General features: G+C 72.6%; 14 protein-coding genes. 6 read left to right on the top strand and 8 right to left on the bottom strand.

Annotated elements, in window-relative coordinates:
* Nucleotides 1-32 precede the first annotated feature (32 nt).
* Nucleotides 33-1,106 (top strand): patatin-like phospholipase family protein, encoded by a 1,074-nt coding sequence (locus AC2EAQ_RS02590; protein WP_484640150.1) that lies wholly within the window; start codon nucleotides 33-35, stop codon nucleotides 1,104-1,106.
* Nucleotides 1,107-1,108: 2 nt separating this feature from the next.
* On the opposite strand, the gene AC2EAQ_RS02585 is transcribed toward AC2EAQ_RS02590, so the two are convergent.
* On the bottom strand, nucleotides 1,109-1,777 hold the full coding sequence (locus AC2EAQ_RS02585) for a glutathione S-transferase (protein WP_484640149.1): 669 nt from the start codon (nucleotides 1,775-1,777) through the stop codon (nucleotides 1,109-1,111).
* A gap of 35 nt (nucleotides 1,778-1,812) precedes the next feature.
* Entirely contained in the window at nucleotides 1,813-2,361 is a 549-nt protein-coding gene (locus AC2EAQ_RS02580; protein WP_484640148.1) for a helix-turn-helix transcriptional regulator, read from the bottom strand.
* Between the two features lie 84 nt (nucleotides 2,362-2,445).
* Here AC2EAQ_RS02580 and AC2EAQ_RS02575 point away from each other — a divergent pair, with 84 nt between their 5' ends.
* Both AC2EAQ_RS02575 and AC2EAQ_RS02570 read left to right on the top strand, forming a co-directional pair.
* Nucleotides 2,446-3,144, top strand: a complete 699-nt coding sequence (locus AC2EAQ_RS02575) for a CoA transferase subunit A (protein ID WP_484640147.1) — start codon at nucleotides 2,446-2,448, stop codon at nucleotides 3,142-3,144.
* A 10-nt stretch (nucleotides 3,145-3,154) separates the two neighbouring features.
* Complete coding sequence (locus AC2EAQ_RS02570; protein ID WP_484640145.1) at nucleotides 3,155-3,793, top strand: 3-oxoacid CoA-transferase subunit B; 639 nt, start codon at nucleotides 3,155-3,157, stop codon at nucleotides 3,791-3,793.
* 33 nt (nucleotides 3,794-3,826) lie between these two features.
* Here AC2EAQ_RS02570 and AC2EAQ_RS02565 read toward each other — a convergent pair whose 3' ends face one another.
* Together AC2EAQ_RS02565 and AC2EAQ_RS02560 are read right to left on the bottom strand one after the other, a co-directional pair.
* A complete protein-coding gene (locus AC2EAQ_RS02565) occupies nucleotides 3,827-4,981 on the bottom strand; it encodes a branched-chain amino acid ABC transporter substrate-binding protein (protein ID WP_484640144.1) in 1,155 nt (384 codons plus the stop codon).
* A 148-nt stretch (nucleotides 4,982-5,129) separates the two neighbouring features.
* Nucleotides 5,130-6,167 (bottom strand): quinone-dependent dihydroorotate dehydrogenase, encoded by a 1,038-nt coding sequence (locus AC2EAQ_RS02560; RefSeq protein WP_484640143.1) that lies wholly within the window; start codon nucleotides 6,165-6,167, stop codon nucleotides 5,130-5,132.
* 57 nt (nucleotides 6,168-6,224) lie between these two features.
* On the opposite strand from AC2EAQ_RS02560, the gene rpiA reads away from it, so the two are divergent.
* Nucleotides 6,225-6,887 (top strand): ribose-5-phosphate isomerase RpiA, encoded by a 663-nt coding sequence (gene rpiA / locus AC2EAQ_RS02555; RefSeq protein ID WP_484641138.1) that lies wholly within the window; start codon nucleotides 6,225-6,227, stop codon nucleotides 6,885-6,887.
* A 6-nt stretch (nucleotides 6,888-6,893) separates the two neighbouring features.
* On the opposite strand, the gene mnmC is transcribed toward rpiA, so the two are convergent.
* Together mnmC and AC2EAQ_RS02545 are read right to left on the bottom strand one after the other, a co-directional pair.
* Complete coding sequence (mnmC, locus tag AC2EAQ_RS02550; RefSeq protein ID WP_484640142.1) at nucleotides 6,894-8,801, bottom strand: bifunctional tRNA (5-methylaminomethyl-2-thiouridine)(34)-methyltransferase MnmC2/FAD-dependent 5-carboxymethylaminomethyl-2-thiouridine(34) oxidoreductase MnmC1; 1,908 nt, start codon at nucleotides 8,799-8,801, stop codon at nucleotides 6,894-6,896.
* Entirely contained in the window at nucleotides 8,798-9,778 is a 981-nt protein-coding gene (locus AC2EAQ_RS02545; RefSeq protein ID WP_484640141.1) for a heme-dependent oxidative N-demethylase subunit alpha family protein, read from the bottom strand. The genes mnmC and AC2EAQ_RS02545 overlap by 4 nt, the downstream gene beginning before the upstream one ends.
* A gap of 104 nt (nucleotides 9,779-9,882) precedes the next feature.
* Here AC2EAQ_RS02545 and AC2EAQ_RS02540 point away from each other — a divergent pair, with 104 nt between their 5' ends.
* Nucleotides 9,883-10,407, top strand: a complete 525-nt coding sequence (locus AC2EAQ_RS02540) for a DUF456 domain-containing protein (RefSeq protein ID WP_484640140.1) — start codon at nucleotides 9,883-9,885, stop codon at nucleotides 10,405-10,407.
* Between the two features lie 93 nt (nucleotides 10,408-10,500).
* Here AC2EAQ_RS02540 and efp read toward each other — a convergent pair whose 3' ends face one another.
* Together efp and earP are read right to left on the bottom strand one after the other, a co-directional pair.
* Nucleotides 10,501-11,055, bottom strand: a complete 555-nt coding sequence (gene efp, locus AC2EAQ_RS02535) for an elongation factor P (RefSeq protein ID WP_484640138.1) — start codon at nucleotides 11,053-11,055, stop codon at nucleotides 10,501-10,503.
* Nucleotides 11,056-11,120: 65 nt separating this feature from the next.
* Nucleotides 11,121-12,125 carry an elongation factor P maturation arginine rhamnosyltransferase EarP gene (gene earP, locus AC2EAQ_RS02530; RefSeq protein WP_484640137.1) on the bottom strand — a complete coding sequence of 335 codons (1,005 nt, stop codon included), beginning with the start codon at nucleotides 12,123-12,125 and terminating at the stop codon, nucleotides 11,121-11,123.
* Nucleotides 12,126-12,157: 32 nt separating this feature from the next.
* Between earP and uvrC the strand changes: the two genes are divergently transcribed.
* Nucleotides 12,158-14,050 (top strand): excinuclease ABC subunit UvrC, encoded by a 1,893-nt coding sequence (gene uvrC, locus AC2EAQ_RS02525; protein WP_484640136.1) that lies wholly within the window; start codon nucleotides 12,158-12,160, stop codon nucleotides 14,048-14,050.
* Nucleotides 14,051-14,139 lie beyond the last annotated feature (89 nt).

Below are 14,139 nucleotides of genomic sequence, written 5' to 3'. Positions count from 1 at the left end.
GCCGGCGCGCCGCGGCGGCGAGAATGCGGGCCATGCAGGCCTTGAGGATCCATGCCGGCCCGCGGGCTCGGGTGCAACTGCGCGAGCGCGGCCTCGCCCCGACCGACGTGCGCGTCGTGCCCGCGGCCGCCGGCGGCCCGAAGGGCCTCGTGCTCAATGCGCTGGACCGGTTCCTCTTCGGCGCCTGGCTGGCCGCCGCGCCGCAGACGGTGCACCTGCTCGGCGCGTCCATCGGCGCCTGGCGCATGGCCTGCGCCTGCCTGCCCGACCCCGACGCGGCGCTGGCCCGGCTGGCCGACGACTACATCGCGCAGGAGTATCCGCACGAGCCGGGCAAGGCCCCGCGCGCCAGCGACGTGTCGCGCATCTTCGGCGCCACGCTCGACGACCGGCTCGGCCGGCGCGCGGCGGAACTGCTGGCGCATCCGACGCGGCGACTGCACGTGGTGACCAGCCGCGGCCGCCACCTGATGCGGCGCGAAGGCCGGCTGCGCACGCCGCTGGGCTACCTGGGCGCCTTCGCGACCAACCTCGTCAGCCGGCGCGCGATGGCCGGCTGGCTCGAGCGCGTGATGTTCTCCGACCCGCGCGAGCCGCTGCCCTTCGCGCTGCACGACTACCGCACGCGTCAGGTGCCGCTGACGCCGGGCAACCTGGGCCCGGCGGTGCTGGCGAGCTGCTCGATCCCGTTCTGGCTCGACGCCGTGCACGACATCCCCGGTGCGCCGCGCGGCGCCTACTGGGACGGCGGCATCACCGACTACCACCTGCACCTGGACTACGCGCAGATGACCGAGGGGCTGGTGCTGTACCCGCACTTCCAGGCCACCGTGGTGCCGGGCTGGCTCGACAAGGCGCTGCGCCACCGGCATGGCGCCACGGCGCGCCTGGCCAACGTGGTGCTGCTGACCCCCGACCCGCAATGGGTGCGCGACACCCTGCCCAACGGCAAGCTGCCCGACCGGGCCGACTTCAAGGCCTACGGCGAGCGGGTGGCGGACCGGCGCCGCGACTGGGCCAGGGCGGTGGCCGAGAGCGCGCGCCTGGCCGAGGAGTTCGCCGAGCTGGTGCGCCGGCCGACGATCGAGGCGTTGCCGCTGGCCTGACCTCAGACGTTCAGGCTGTACGGCCCGCCGCGTTCCAGGGCGCGCCGGTAGGCCGGGCGGTCATGGATGCGTGTCAGCCAGGCCGCGGCGCGCGGGCAGCGGGCGGCCAGGGCCGTGCCGGCGCTGGCGGCCTCGAGCGGGAAGCTCATCATCACGTCGGCCGCGCTGAACTCGTTGCCGGCGAACCAGGGCCGCGTGGCCAGTTCCGACTCCATATAGGCGAGCTGGCTGTCGATGTTGGGCATCACGAAGCTGCCCAGCACCTTGTCCGCGATGGCGCGGGCGATCGGCTTCGCGAAGAACGGCATCGGGGTCGACTTGATGCGGCGGAACACCAGGGCCATCACCAGTGGCGGCATCGCCGAGCCCTCGGCGAAGTGCAGCCAGTAGGTGTAGCGGCGGTGCGCCTCGGTGCCGGGCCGCGGGCGCAGCCGGCCGCCGGCCTGGTCGACGAGGTACTCGACGATGGCCCCGGTCTCGGCCACCGTGACCGGGCCGTCGGTGATCACCGGCGACTTGCCCAGCGGATGCACCTGGCGCAGCGCCGCCGGGGCCAGCGAGCTCTTCGGGTCGCGCTCGTAGCGCTGCACCTCGTAGGGCAGGCCGAGTTCCTCCAGCAGCCACAGCACGCGCTGCGAGCGCGAGTTTTCGAGATGGTGGACGGTGATCATGGGGTCCGATCGTGGCAAAGGGGCAGCGGTGGGGGTCAGCCTGCCAGCAGCTTGTGCACCAGCTCGGGCGTGGTGCGGGCGCCGTACTTGCGCATCAGCCGCGCGCGGTACACGTCCACCGTGCGTGGGCTGATCGAAAGGCGCTGGCCGATGCGCTTGCTGGTCAGGCCCTCGATCAGCAGCGCCGCGATCTCGCGCTCGCGCGCGGTCAGCTCGGTGGCCACCTTACGCCGCGCCGACAGGTCCTCGAAGCTCCAGATGCCGGCGGCATGGGGGCGCTTGCGGTCCAGCGCGCGGCCCGACACGTGGCACCAGAACAGCTCGCCCGACAGCCGCTTCATGATGCGCTCGTCGGCATAGTGGCCGCGCTTGTCGAGGCTGGCGGCGATGCGCTCGCCGGTGCGCTCGAACTCGTCGTGGGTGGGGTAGAGCAGCTCGAAGCTGCGGCCGGTGAGCTGGGCCGCGTGCTGCGCGCCGAACATCGCCAGCAGCTCCTGGTTGCAGGCCACCATCAGCCGGTCCCGCGACAGCACCAGCCCGATCGGGGCCTGGTCGAAGGCGGTGCGGAAGTCCAGCTCGGTCATTAATCAATTCTACGTACGCCCTACGTAATTCGGTACGTAGTACGCTTGCGCGCCCCGCATCGGCAGGCCACGGAGACCCGACGCATGAACAAGATCTTCCCGAGCGCGAAGGCCGCGCTCGACGGCATCGTGAAGGACGGCCAGCTGATGGCCGTCGGCGGCTTCGGCCTGTGCGGCATCCCGGAGGCGCTGATCGACGCCCTGGTGGCCTCGGGCGTGAAGGACCTGACCGTCATCTCCAACAACGCCGGCGTCGACGACTTCGGCCTGGGCAAGCTGCTGCAGACCCGGCAGATCCGCAAGATGATCTCCAGCTACGTGGGCGAGAACAAGGAGTTCGAGCGCCAGTACCTCGCCGGCGAACTGGGGCTGGAGTTCACGCCCCAGGGCACGCTGGCCGAGAAGCTGCGCGCCGGTGGCGCCGGCATCCCGGCCTTCTTCACCGCCACCGGCGTGGGCACCATCGTGGCCGAGGGCAAGGAACTGCGCGAGTTCGACGGCCGCACCTACGTGATGGAGCGGTCGCTGGCGCCCGCGGTGTCGCTGGTCAAGGCCGACGTGGCCGACAAGGCCGGCAACCTGCGCTTCCGCCTGACCGCGCGCAACTTCAACCCGGCCGCGGCGATGGCCGGCAAGGTCTGCGTCGTGGAAGTGGAGAAGATCGTCGAGGTCGGCGAACTGGCCCCGGACGACATTCACCTGCCCGGGATCTACGTGCACCGCATCGTGCATAACCCGACGCCCGAGAAGCGCATCGAGAAGCGCACGATCCGCACCGCTTAAGGAGCACGCCATGCCCTGGACCCAAGAGCAGATGGCCGCCAAGGCGGCCGAGGAACTGAAGGACGGCTACTACGTGAACCTCGGCATCGGCATCCCGACGCTGGTGGCCAACTACGTGCCCAAGGACATCGAGGTCTGGCTGCAGAGCGAGAACGGCATGATGGGCATCGGCCCGTTCCCGACTGACGCCGAGGTGGACCCCGACCTGATCAACGCCGGCAAGCAGACCGTGACCACGATCCCGGGCTCGAGCATCTTCGGCAGCCACGAGAGCTTCGCGATGATCCGCGGCGGCAAGATCAACCTGTCGATCCTGGGCGCGATGCAGGTCAGCGAGAAGGGTGACCTGGCCAACTGGATGATCCCGGGCAAGATGGTCAAGGGCATGGGCGGCGCGATGGACCTCGTGGCCGGGGTGCCGCGCTGCATCGTCGTGATGGAGCACGTGGCGAAGAAGAAGGACGGCACCACCGACCTGAAGATCCTGCCCCAGTGCACGCTGCCGCTGACCGGCGTGGGCGTGATCCACCGCATCATCACCGACCTGGCGGTGATGGACGTGACGCCGCAGGGCCTGCAGCTCGTCGAGCTGGCGCCCGGCGTCACGCGCGAGGAAGTGCAGTCCAAGACGGGCGTGCCGCTGCACTGAGCGGCGCGCGGCCCGGGCCGCGCGTCGCGCCCGCTACCAGACCGACGAGCGCATCTGCAGACGCCACACGCCGGCGTCGGCGCGGTAGACCGCGATCGACGCGTAGCGCTGCTCGCCGCTGTCGTCGAACTTCATCTGCGTGTTCACGCGCGTGCGCGGCTCCTGCGTCTTCAGGTGTTTCACCAGCCTGGCGGGGTCCACCGAGCCGCTGCGCGCGGCCGCGTCGGCCACCGCGAACACGGCGTCGTAGGCGTAGTGGGCGCCCCACACCGGGCGCTCCTTGAAGCGGCGCTCGAAGTCGCCCACCAGCTTGGCGCCCGGGGGGAACTCCTCCGGGTCGATCGCGGTGGCGGTGGCGTACAGCGCCGCCACGGGGACCGGCGCCGCGGCCACGTTCTTGTTGCGCACGACGTTGGAGCCCACCACCGTCACCTTGGTGTGCCCCACCTCCTGCAGGCCCTTGAACAGGCCCTTGAGATGCGGCTCGCGCGAGAACAGCACGATCACGTCGGCCTTCTCGGTCTTCAGGCGCTGCGCGATGTCGGGCGTGACCTCGGCCTTGGCGTCGACCGCCTGCGCGAACGCGATGCTGCGGCCGTCCTTCGCATAGGCCTGCGTGAACACCGCGTTCAGGCCCTTGCCGTAGTCGCCGCTCTCGTAGATGACGGCCGCGCGCTGCGCCCGCAGCGTCTCGGCCACCAGCGACGCGGCGGCCCGCGCCTGAAGGTCGTCGTTGGCCAGCAGGCGGAAGGTGTTGCCCTTGCCCAGGCCGTGCAGGTTGGCCGCGGTGGCGGTGAACAGGTGCGGCTTGCCCGTCTCGGACACGACCGGGATCATCTTCACCGCCTGCGGCGTGTTCAGCGGGCCGATCAGGGCCGCCGCGCCGCCGTCGATCAGCTGGCGCGCGCCGGTGACCGCGAGGTCCGCGTCGCCCTTGTCGTCGAAGGGCACGATCTCGACCTTGACCTCCTTGCCGTCGATGCGGAAGGGGCCGCCGTTGAGTTCGTCGGCGGCCATCTGCGCGCCGCGCAGCAGGTCCTGGCCGCGCAGCGCGAACGGTCCGCTCTGGGCCACGACGACGCCGATCTTCAGCGTGTCGGGCACGGACGATCCGCAGCCGGCCAATATGGCGGCCAGGGCCGGGGCGAGGGTGCACAGGGCAAGGGTCGCGGTGCGACGGGCGATCATCGTGGGGCTCCGGAAGTGCCGCCCGCGACGGGTTTCAGGCAAGGGCGGGCGTCGTCGGGGCGGATGCTGCCCGCGCGACGGGCGGGTGCATTGCGGGTATCCACATGGCACGTGAACCAATGCACGCGCCCGGGCCGCTTGGCGAGGCTCAGGTCTCGCGCAGGGCTCGCGCGACCTCCGGCACCAGGGCCGGGCCGCGGTAGATCAGGCCGGTGTAGACCTGCACCAGGTCCGCCCCCGCCTTGATCTTGGAGCGGGCGTCGGCCGCACCGAGCACGCCGCCCACGCCGATGATCGGGTAGGCGCCGCCGAGTTCGGCGCGCAGCAGGCGGATCACCCGGTTGCTGGCCGACAGCAGCGGCGAGCCGGACAGGCCGCCGGTCTCCTGGCCGTTGGGCAATTGGTGCACGTGATGCCGCGCCACCGTGGTGTTGGTGGCGATCACGCCGTCGATGCCGTGCCGCTTGAGCGTGGCGGCGATCACCTTGACCTGGTCCTCGTCGAGGTCGGGCGCGATCTTGACGAAGATCGGCTTCGGGCCGAAGTCGCGCGCCATCTCGGCGCGCCGCTCCATCAGCAGCTGCAGCAGCCACTGCAGCTGCTCGTCGCTCTGCAGTGAGCGCAGGTTCTGCGTGTTGGGGCTGGAGATGTTGATGGTGACGTAGTCGGCATGCGGGTACACCGCGCGCAGGCCGGCGAGGTAGTCGTCCGCGGCGCGGTCGATCGGCGTGGCCGCGTTCTTGCCGATGTTCAGGCCCAGCACGCCGCCGCCGGCGCGGAAGGTGGAGGCCTTCTGCACGTTGGCGAGGAAGGCGTCGAGGCCGTCGTTGTTGAAGCCCAGGCGGTTGATCAGCGCCCGCGCCTGAACGACCCGGAACATGCGCGGCTTGGGATTGCCCGGCTGCGGCAGGGGCGTCACGGTGCCGACCTCGATGAAGCCGAAGCCCATCGCACCCAGGCCGTCAATGCAGCGGCCGTTCTTGTCCAGCCCGGCGGCCAGGCCCACGCGATTCGGGAAGTTCAGCCCCGCCACCTGCACCGGGTCGGCCACGCGCGCCTGCGCCCACAGCGCCTGCGCCGGGGTGTTCTGCAGGTGGGCGATGGCGCCCAGCGTCAGGTCATGGGCCTGCTCGGCGTCGAGGCCGAACAGGAAGGGGCGGGTCAGCGCGTAGGGGACGAGGGCCATAATTCGTGACCGATTGTCGCAAACGATCTTTCACTCCCGCTGACGCAAGGACACATGCTGACCCAGGACGAACTCAAGGCCCAGGTGGGCCGTGCCGCGATCGACTTCGTCGTGCCCGGCAGCGTGGTGGGGGTGGGAACCGGCTCCACCGTCAACAAGTTCATCGACGCGCTGGCCGGCATGAAGGACCGCATCGCCGGCGCCGTCTCCAGCTCGGCGCAGAGCACGGCGCGCATGCAGGCCCTGGGCATCCGCGTCTTCGACGCCAACGAGGTACAGCAACTGCCCGTGTACGTGGACGGCGCCGACGAGATCGACCCGCGCGGCTGCATGATCAAGGGCGGCGGCGCGGCGCTCACGCGCGAGAAGATCGTGGCCGACCTGGCCGAGCGCTTCGTCTGCATCGCCGACGAGAGCAAGCGGGTGGCGACGCTGGGCCGCTTCCCGCTGCCGGTGGAGGTGATCGACATGGCGCGCGAGCGCGTCGTGCGGCGCTTCGCCGCGATCGGCGGCCGCGCGGTGGTGCGGGCCGGCGTCGTCACCGACAACGGCCATCCGCTGCTGGACGTGCACGGCCTGTCGATCACCGACCCGTTCGCGCTGGAAGCCGAGATCAACCAGTGGCCGGGCGTGGTGGCCGTGGGCATCTTCGCCCGCCACCGGGCGCGGGTGTGCCTGCTCGGCACCGCCCAGGGCGTGCAGCGCATCGACTACGACTGAGCGCCCTCAGCGCAGGGCGAAGCGCGCCGGGTCGAGCGCGTCGGCGAGATCGGCTTCCACCGGCCAGGGCGCGCCGGTGGCCTGCGCTGCGACCAGCCGGGCCGCCAGCCCGGACGACGTCAGCCCGCGCGAGCCGAGCGCGCACAGCAGGAACAGTCCCGGCGTGCGCGGCACCCGCCGTGGCGCGTCGCGCCGGGCCGGCAGCGGCGCCGACAGGTCGGGCACGGCGCCGGCCATCGGCAGCCGGTCGCGCGTGACCTGGCGCCAGCCGACCCGACCGTGCAGCGGTGCGCCGGCCTGCAGCAAGGGGCCGCCGGCCAGCAGCGCGGCCGCGCCGGCCCGGTTCGCCTCGTGGTCGTCGTCGCGCAGGTGCGGGTCGTCGTCGCCCGGCTGCTGCGTGGCCCCGAACAGCAGGCCACCGTCGGGCCGGCCGATCAGGTAGCGGCCACTGGCGACGGGCAGGCGCGGCAACGGCGAGGCCACGCCCGCCGCGTCGGCCCAGCTCACCTGGCCCCGCACGCGCTGTGACCAGCCCGGGGGCAGGCCGGCGAGGGCGAGGCTGTCCTGGGCGCCGGCCAGCACCACCAGCGGCGCCTCGGCCAGCATCCGGCCCTGCGCGTCCAGCACCTGCCAGCCGTGGTCGCCGCGCCGCAGCGCTCGCGCGTCGGCCCGGCCCTCCCAGTGCACGGCCGGTGCGGCCAGTGCGTCGGCCACCAGCGCCGCCGGGTCGGCCCAGCCGCCCTGCGCGAAGTGCCACGCCGGGCGGCCCAGGGGCACGCCGGCCCGCGCGCTGGCGGCAGCCGCATCGAGCGCCTCGACATAGTCCGCCGGCAGCGCCTGGGCCTGCTGCAGGGCGTGCATCGCCGCCAGGGCGTCGGGCGCGTCCAGCCGCAGCAGGCCGTCGGCGGCTCCGGGCACGCCGCGGCCCGCCGCGTCGCGCACCCAGTGCGCCGCCACGAACGACGCGGCGCGATGCCAGCGCGCATGCGGGCCGTCGTCCAAGCCCACCACGCCATGGAACAGCCCTGCCGGGTTGCCCGACGCCCCCGTGGCCGGCGCGTCGGCGCGGTCGAGCACGGTGCAGGCGAGGCCCTCCCGTGTCAGGGCCCGGGCCGCGGCGGCCCCGGCCAGACCGGCACCGACGATCACGGCGTGATCCGGCACCACCGCCGGCAACGCCCGGCCCGGCGGCCGTGGCGGCATGAAGCGCGGCGCGTAGCGCGCCAGCGTGATGTCGCGCTTGCGGCCCGGGCCGGCAGCGGCCTGCACCTCGAACCCGGCCCCGGTCAGGCCGTCGCGCACGACGCGCGCCGCGCTCCAGGTGGCCGCGGTGGCGCCCGGGGCGGCCAGCCGCGCCAGCGACTTGAACAGGTCGGGGGTCCACATCGCCGCATTGCGCGCCGGTGCGAAGCCGTCGAGGTAGAAGGCGTCGGCATGCACCACCAGCTCGCGCGCCAGGGCGGTGGCGTCGCCGAAGCCCAGCAGCAGCCGCACCCGGCCGTCGTCGAAGTCGATCTCGTGCAGGTTGGGGGTGAGGGCCGGCCAGGCTTGCACCAGGGCCCGGGCCAGCTCGGGCCAGGGCGACCGGGCCAGCGCCCGCTGCAGGTCGTCGCGGCGCAGCGGGTGCTTTTCCAGCGACACGAAGTGCAGGCGGGCGCAGCGGTCCGGGTCGGCGCGCCACGCGGCCCAGGTGGCCAGGAAGTTGTGGCCGAGTCCGAAGCCGGTCTCGACGACGGTGAAGCGGGGGTTGCCGCGCCAGCGCCCGGGCAGCCCGTTGCCTGCGAGGAACACGCCCTCGGCCTGGGCCGCCGCGCCTTCGCGTGGGTGGTAGACGTCGCCGTACAGCGGCGAGGACGGCGCGCCGTCGCCGGTGTCGAAGTCGACCCGGGCCGGCTCGACGGGGGCGGTTCTCATGCGCCTGCGGCCCGGGCCGCAGGGTCGGATGCGTCGGCGCGGGCGCGCAGCCAGGCCAGCAGCGGCTCGCGCACGTCGCGCAGGCTGCGGTAGCCGAGCACGGCCTCGCTCATCGAGGCCACGGCGTCGTGCAGCTGGCAGGCCCGCCGCGGCGTGTCGATGGCCTGCGCCAGCGGCACGGTGTCCACCGCGATGGTGAACATCGCGAACCGGCCGTCGCCCACCGGCACGAAGGTCTGGCGCTCGGTGCGCCACCACGCGCGCGGGGCCCGCGCGTCGTCGAACGCGTCGCTCGGCCAGGGCGCGGGGTCGACGCTGTCCGGGTGCGCGTGCAGCCGTGGGTGGCGCGTCACGGTCCAGACGAAACGCTCCCAGCGGTCGGCGCCGCACACCATGCGCATCAGGCCCTCGCTGGCGCGCAGGAGCAGCGTGTTGTCGGCCACCGGCTGGTGCACCTCGGTGAAATGGCGCCCGACCTTGTCCTGCGGCGCCCAGTGCGACGGCAGGCAGGCGGCGATCCAGGGAATGGTGGCGTCGTGGCCGTCGATGGCGGCGAAGTCCTCGGCGAACGCGAGGCAGGCCAGGCCGGCCAGCCGCCACGGCGCCGGCAGCGCTTCGAGGCAGCGCGAGAGTTCGTCGCCGAGGCCGAAGCTTCCGCCGGACAGCACCTCGACGCGGTCGCCGGCCACGGCCACGCCAAGGGCGGGCGCGGACGCGCGTTCGCCGTCCCAGCGGAAATGGTCGGGGTGTTCGACGGCGGCGTGGGCCAGCAGGGCATGCAGGGGCGCGGAGGGGTCGAAGCCCTCGCGCTGCGCCATCGCACGGGTCGGCCAGGCCGACAGCACGGCGAGCTTCTCGCGCTGATGGCGCGAGCCTGCGGCCAGCGGCGTGAGCTGGCGCGCGCCCGCGGCCAGGCGGCGCAGGCCGGGCTGCATGCGGAAGGGCGCCTGTACGGCGGCGTCGAAATCGAAACTCATCGCATCGGAGAACTTGAAGGCGGGCGATCCGCCGGCATCATGGGGCTGGCGGCCTGCGGGGCGCGGTCCGCCGCTGCCGTCACTGCGCCTTCCTGGAGTTTGCCTTGTCGTTCGATCCCCAATGGCTGGCCTGGGCCGGCGTCGTCACGTTGATCGTCGTGGGCATCGCCGGCACGGTGCTGCCGGCGCTGCCGGGCACCGTGATGGTGCTGGGCGGCATCGTCTGGGGCGCCTGGCTCGACGACTTCACCCGCGTGCCGGTCTGGCTGGTGGCGGTGTGTGCCGTGCTGGCCGCCATGGCCTGGGCCACCGACTACGTGGCGGCGATGCTCGGGGCGCGCCGTGTCCGCGCCAGCGGCTTCGCGCTGGCCGGCGCGGCGCTGGGCACGGTGGCCGGCGTGTTCACCGGCTTCGTCGGCCTGCTCTTCATGCCGCTGCTGGGCGCGATGGCCGGCGAGTGGTGGGCACTGAGTCGCCAGCCGCGCCCCGAGGCCTCGCTCACCGGCGACGGCCAGCGCGCGCTGACGGTGGGCCTGGCCACGTGGCTGGGCATGATGATCGGCACCGCCGTCAAGCTGGCACTGACCTTCGTGATGGTGGGCGCCTTCGTGGCGGCCTACATCGTCTGAGGGGCGGGCCGGGCCCGCATCGACTTCGGGGCGCCCGACGCCGGAAACGACAAGGGCGCCCGCAGGCGCCCTGTCAACGGCAGGCGGCGCGGGTCAGACGCGCTTGCGGTACTCGTGCGTGCGGGTGTCGATCTCGATCTTGTCGCCGTTCTCGACGAACAGCGGCACGGAGATCTCGAACCCGGTGCCCACCAGCTTGGCCGGCTTCATGACCTTGCCCGAGGTGTCGCCCTTGACGGCCGGCTCGGTGGAGATCTCGCGCACCACGGTGGTGGGCATCTCGACCGAAATCGCCTTGCCGTCGTAGAACACCACTTCGACGGGCATGTTGTCCTCGAGGTACTGGATCGCGTCGCCCATGTTCTCGGCCTCGACCTCGAACTGGTTGTACTCGCCGTCCATGAAGACGTACATCGGGTCGGCGAAGTAGGTGTAGGTGCACTCCTTCTTGTCGAGCACGATGGGGTCCATCTTGTCGTCGGCCTTGAACACCACTTCGGCGCCGCCGCCGTTGAGCAGGTTCTTCATCTTCATGCGCACGGTGGCGGCATTGCGGCCGCCGCGGCTGTATTCGGTCTTCAGGACGACCATCGGGTCCTTGCCCTGCATGATGACGTTGCCGGCGCGGATTTCCTGGGCGAGTTTCATGGCTGGAATCTGGTTGGGGGTGATCGGTGGCGCGGGCCAGGCCGGCCGGCGCGAAGCCCGCGATTCTACCGTTTCGCTGCGACAAATTGAAGCAGCCGGGTGGTGAGGTCCCCGTGGGCCAGCAGCCCGGTGCGCCAGGCGCGGCAGGCGTCGCGCCAGGGGCCCTCGGCCGGCAGCGCCGCCGGCCACGGGCCGAGCCGGTTCCAGGCGTGCCACAGCGCCCTCACGTCCGCCGCGGCGTGCATCCGGTCGAGCAGGGCGTCGAGCTTGGCCGCGTGCGCGCCGTCGTCCTGCCGGTAGATGTGCCAGACGAAGGGCGCGCCGGCCCACATGGCGCGCACGATCGAGTCCTCGCCGCGGGCGAAGTTCAGGTCGCAGGCGTGCAGCAGCCGGTCGTAGTCGGGCTGCGTGAGCCAGGGCAGGGCGGCGGCGCGCAGGTGGCGCTGCGGCCGGCCGCGCAGTGCCGCCAGCGCCGGCGCCTGGCTGGCGCCGGCGGCCAGCAGCAGCAGCGTCGGCCGGTCGTCGAGGCGGTCGAACAGTTCGGCCAGCGGCGCGTCGGCATAGGCGAACAGGCTCACGCAGCGTTCGCCGGGTCGGGGCTCCACGTCGAGTTGATGCCACGGCGGGTCGGCCGCCGCGCCGGCCCAGGACGGCTCGCGCAGCAGGCCGCCGGTGGCCGCGCTGAAGCCGGGGTAGAAGAACCACTTCGTGCCCTCGGGCCGGGGCGAAGGCAGGCCATGGCTGCGCTCCACGTACGGCTCCGCGCTCAGGTACTCCAGGTTGATCCACACCGGCCGGCGCTGCGCGATGCGGGCGAGGAACCGCGGTGGCGGGTCGCAGCCGAAGGCTTCCACCACCACGTCGCCGGGTTCCAGGTCGGGCAACGGCTCCTGCCAGCGGATCACCGTGACCCCCGGGGCCCCGGACGGCGCCATCCACGCCAGCGCCAGCGGATCGTCGACCCACAGCCGCACCCGTTCGCCGCGCGACGCGAGGTCGGCGGCCAGGCGCCAGCACACCCCCAGGTCGCCGTGGTTGTCGATGACCCGGCAGAACACGTCCCACTGCATCGGCCGATTATCGACATCGATAATCGGCGTCGATGACCGCGCCCGAGCCCACCCGCGACCGCCTGCTGGCCGAAGTGGCCGCACTGCCGCTGCGCCCGGGCGTCTACCGCTTCCTCGACGAGGCCGGGGCGGTGCTCTACGTGGGCAAGGCGCGCAGCCTGCGCAAGCGCGTGGCGAGCTACTTCCAGAAGGACCACGGCGGCACGCGCATCGGGCTGATGGTGGGCCGCATCGCCCGCCTGGAGACCACGGTGGTGCGCAGCGAGGCCGAGGCGCTGCTGCTGGAGAACAACCTCATCAAGGCGTTGAACCCCAAGTTCAACATCCTGTTCCGCGACGACAAGACCTATCCGTACCTGAAGCTGGTGTCCGGCCCGTGGCCGCGCGTCGCCTACTACCGGGGGTCGGTCGACAAGAAGCATCGCTACTTCGGGCCCTACCCGAGCGCCTGGGCGGTGAAGGAATCGATCCAGCTGATCCAGAAGGTGTTCCGGCTGCGCACCTGCGAGGACACGGTGTTCGCGAACCGCTCGCGCCCCTGCCTGCTGTACCAGATCCGCCGCTGCTCGGGCCCCTGCGTCGGCCTGGTGGACGAGGCCGCCTATGCGCGCGACGTGGCCGACACCGAACGCTTCCTGCGCGGCGACACGCAGGCCGTGCTCGACGACCTGCAGCAGCGCATGATGGGTCACGCCGAGGCGCTGCAGTACGAGCAGGCCGCCGCCGTGCGCGACCAGATCGGGTCGCTGTCGCGCGTGCTGCACCAGCAGTCGGTGGACGAGAGCAGCCTGGGCGCCCAGACCAAGGACGTGGACGTGCTGGCCGTGCGCGTGGGCGGCGGCCGGGCCTGCGTCAACCTGGCCATGGTGCGCGGCGGGCGCCACCTGGGCGACCGCGCCTACTTCCCGGCCCATGTCGACGACGGCTCGGCCTGGCAGGGCGCCGACGACGGCAAGGCGCCCGAGGTGGCGGTGCTGGAAGCCTTCATCGCGCAGCACTACCTCGACGGCTTCGTGCCGCCCCAGCTCGTGACCAGCCATCCCGTCGACCCGGCCCTGCTGCAGGCGCTGGCGCAGCACAGCGGCGTCAAGGTGGCGGCCCAGCACCAGCCGCGCGAGCAGCGCCGGATCTGGCTCGAGATGGCGGCCAACGGCGCCGAGCTGGCGCTGGCGCGGCTGCTGGCGGAAGAGGGGTCGCAGCGCGAGCGCACGCGCGCGCTGGCCGAGGTGCTGGGCCTGGAGGTGCCCGACCTGGATACGCTGCGCATCGAATGTTTCGACATCAGCCACACCGCGGGCGAGGCGACGCAGGCAAGCTGCGTGGTGTTCGAGAACCACCAGATGGCATCGGCCCAGTACCGCCGCTACAACATCGACGGCATCACCGGCGGCGACGACTACGCCGCCATGCGCCAGGTGCTCACGCGCCGCTATGCCAAGCTGGCCGAGGCGCTGGCGGCCGGCGGCGACAACGTGCGCCTGCCCGACCTGGTGCTGGTGGACGGCGGCCGCGGCCAGGTGGCGATGGCGCGCGAGGTGTTCGCCGAGCTCGGCCTGGACCTGTCGCTGATCGTTGGCGTCGAGAAGGGCGAAGGGCGCAAGGTGGGCCTGGAGGAACTGGTGTTCGCCGACGGCCGTGCCAAGGTGACCCTGCCGCCGGACTCCGCCGCGCTGATGCTGGTGGCGCAGATCCGCGACGAGGCGCACCGCTTCGCCATCACCGGCATGCGCGCGCGCCGCGCCAGCGTGCGCACCGGAGGCAGCCGCCTCGAGGACATCCCGGGCGTCGGCCCGAAGAAGCGCGCGCGCCTGCTGCAGCGGTTCGGCGGCGTGCGCGGCGTCACCCATGCGAGCGTCGACGACCTGGCCAGCGTCGACGGCATCTCCAGACCGCTGGCCGAGGAGATCTACCGTGCGCTTCACTGACCACCCGCTGCCCGGCGTGCCGCCGATCGATGCCCCCCGCCGGCGCGTCGGCCTGTTGCTGGGGGCGGGCGCATTCGTGGCAGGATGCG

Source organism: Aquabacterium sp. T101, from assembly GCF_057219775.1.
This window is presented reverse-complemented; position numbering and strand designations above follow the sequence as displayed.

What these genes read in the sequence shown, in the direction of transcription:
- AC2EAQ_RS02575 (WP_484640147.1), top strand. Translation starts at nt 2,446, where the DNA reads ATGAACAAGATCTTCCCGAGCGCGAAGGCCGCGCTCGACGGCATCGTG.
- AC2EAQ_RS02565 (WP_484640144.1), bottom strand. Translation starts at nt 4,981, where the DNA reads ATGATCGCCCGTCGCACCGCGACCCTTGCCCTGTGCACCCTCGCCCCG.
- efp (WP_484640138.1), bottom strand. Translation starts at nt 11,055, where the DNA reads ATGAAACTCGCCCAGGAAATCCGCGCCGGCAACGTCATCATGCAGGGC.
- earP (WP_484640137.1), bottom strand. Translation starts at nt 12,125, where the DNA reads ATGCAGTGGGACGTGTTCTGCCGGGTCATCGACAACCACGGCGACCTG.
- AC2EAQ_RS02580 (WP_484640148.1), bottom strand. Translation starts at nt 2,361, where the DNA reads ATGACCGAGCTGGACTTCCGCACCGCCTTCGACCAGGCCCCGATCGGG.
- uvrC (WP_484640136.1), top strand. Translation starts at nt 12,158, where the DNA reads ATGACCGCGCCCGAGCCCACCCGCGACCGCCTGCTGGCCGAAGTGGCC.
- AC2EAQ_RS02570 (WP_484640145.1), top strand. Translation starts at nt 3,155, where the DNA reads ATGCCCTGGACCCAAGAGCAGATGGCCGCCAAGGCGGCCGAGGAACTG.
- AC2EAQ_RS02545 (WP_484640141.1), bottom strand. Translation starts at nt 9,778, where the DNA reads ATGAGTTTCGATTTCGACGCCGCCGTACAGGCGCCCTTCCGCATGCAG.
- AC2EAQ_RS02585 (WP_484640149.1), bottom strand. Translation starts at nt 1,777, where the DNA reads ATGATCACCGTCCACCATCTCGAAAACTCGCGCTCGCAGCGCGTGCTG.
- AC2EAQ_RS02560 (WP_484640143.1), bottom strand. Translation starts at nt 6,167, where the DNA reads ATGGCCCTCGTCCCCTACGCGCTGACCCGCCCCTTCCTGTTCGGCCTC.
- AC2EAQ_RS02590 (WP_484640150.1), top strand. Translation starts at nt 33, where the DNA reads ATGCAGGCCTTGAGGATCCATGCCGGCCCGCGGGCTCGGGTGCAACTG.
- mnmC (WP_484640142.1), bottom strand. Translation starts at nt 8,801, where the DNA reads ATGAGAACCGCCCCCGTCGAGCCGGCCCGGGTCGACTTCGACACCGGC.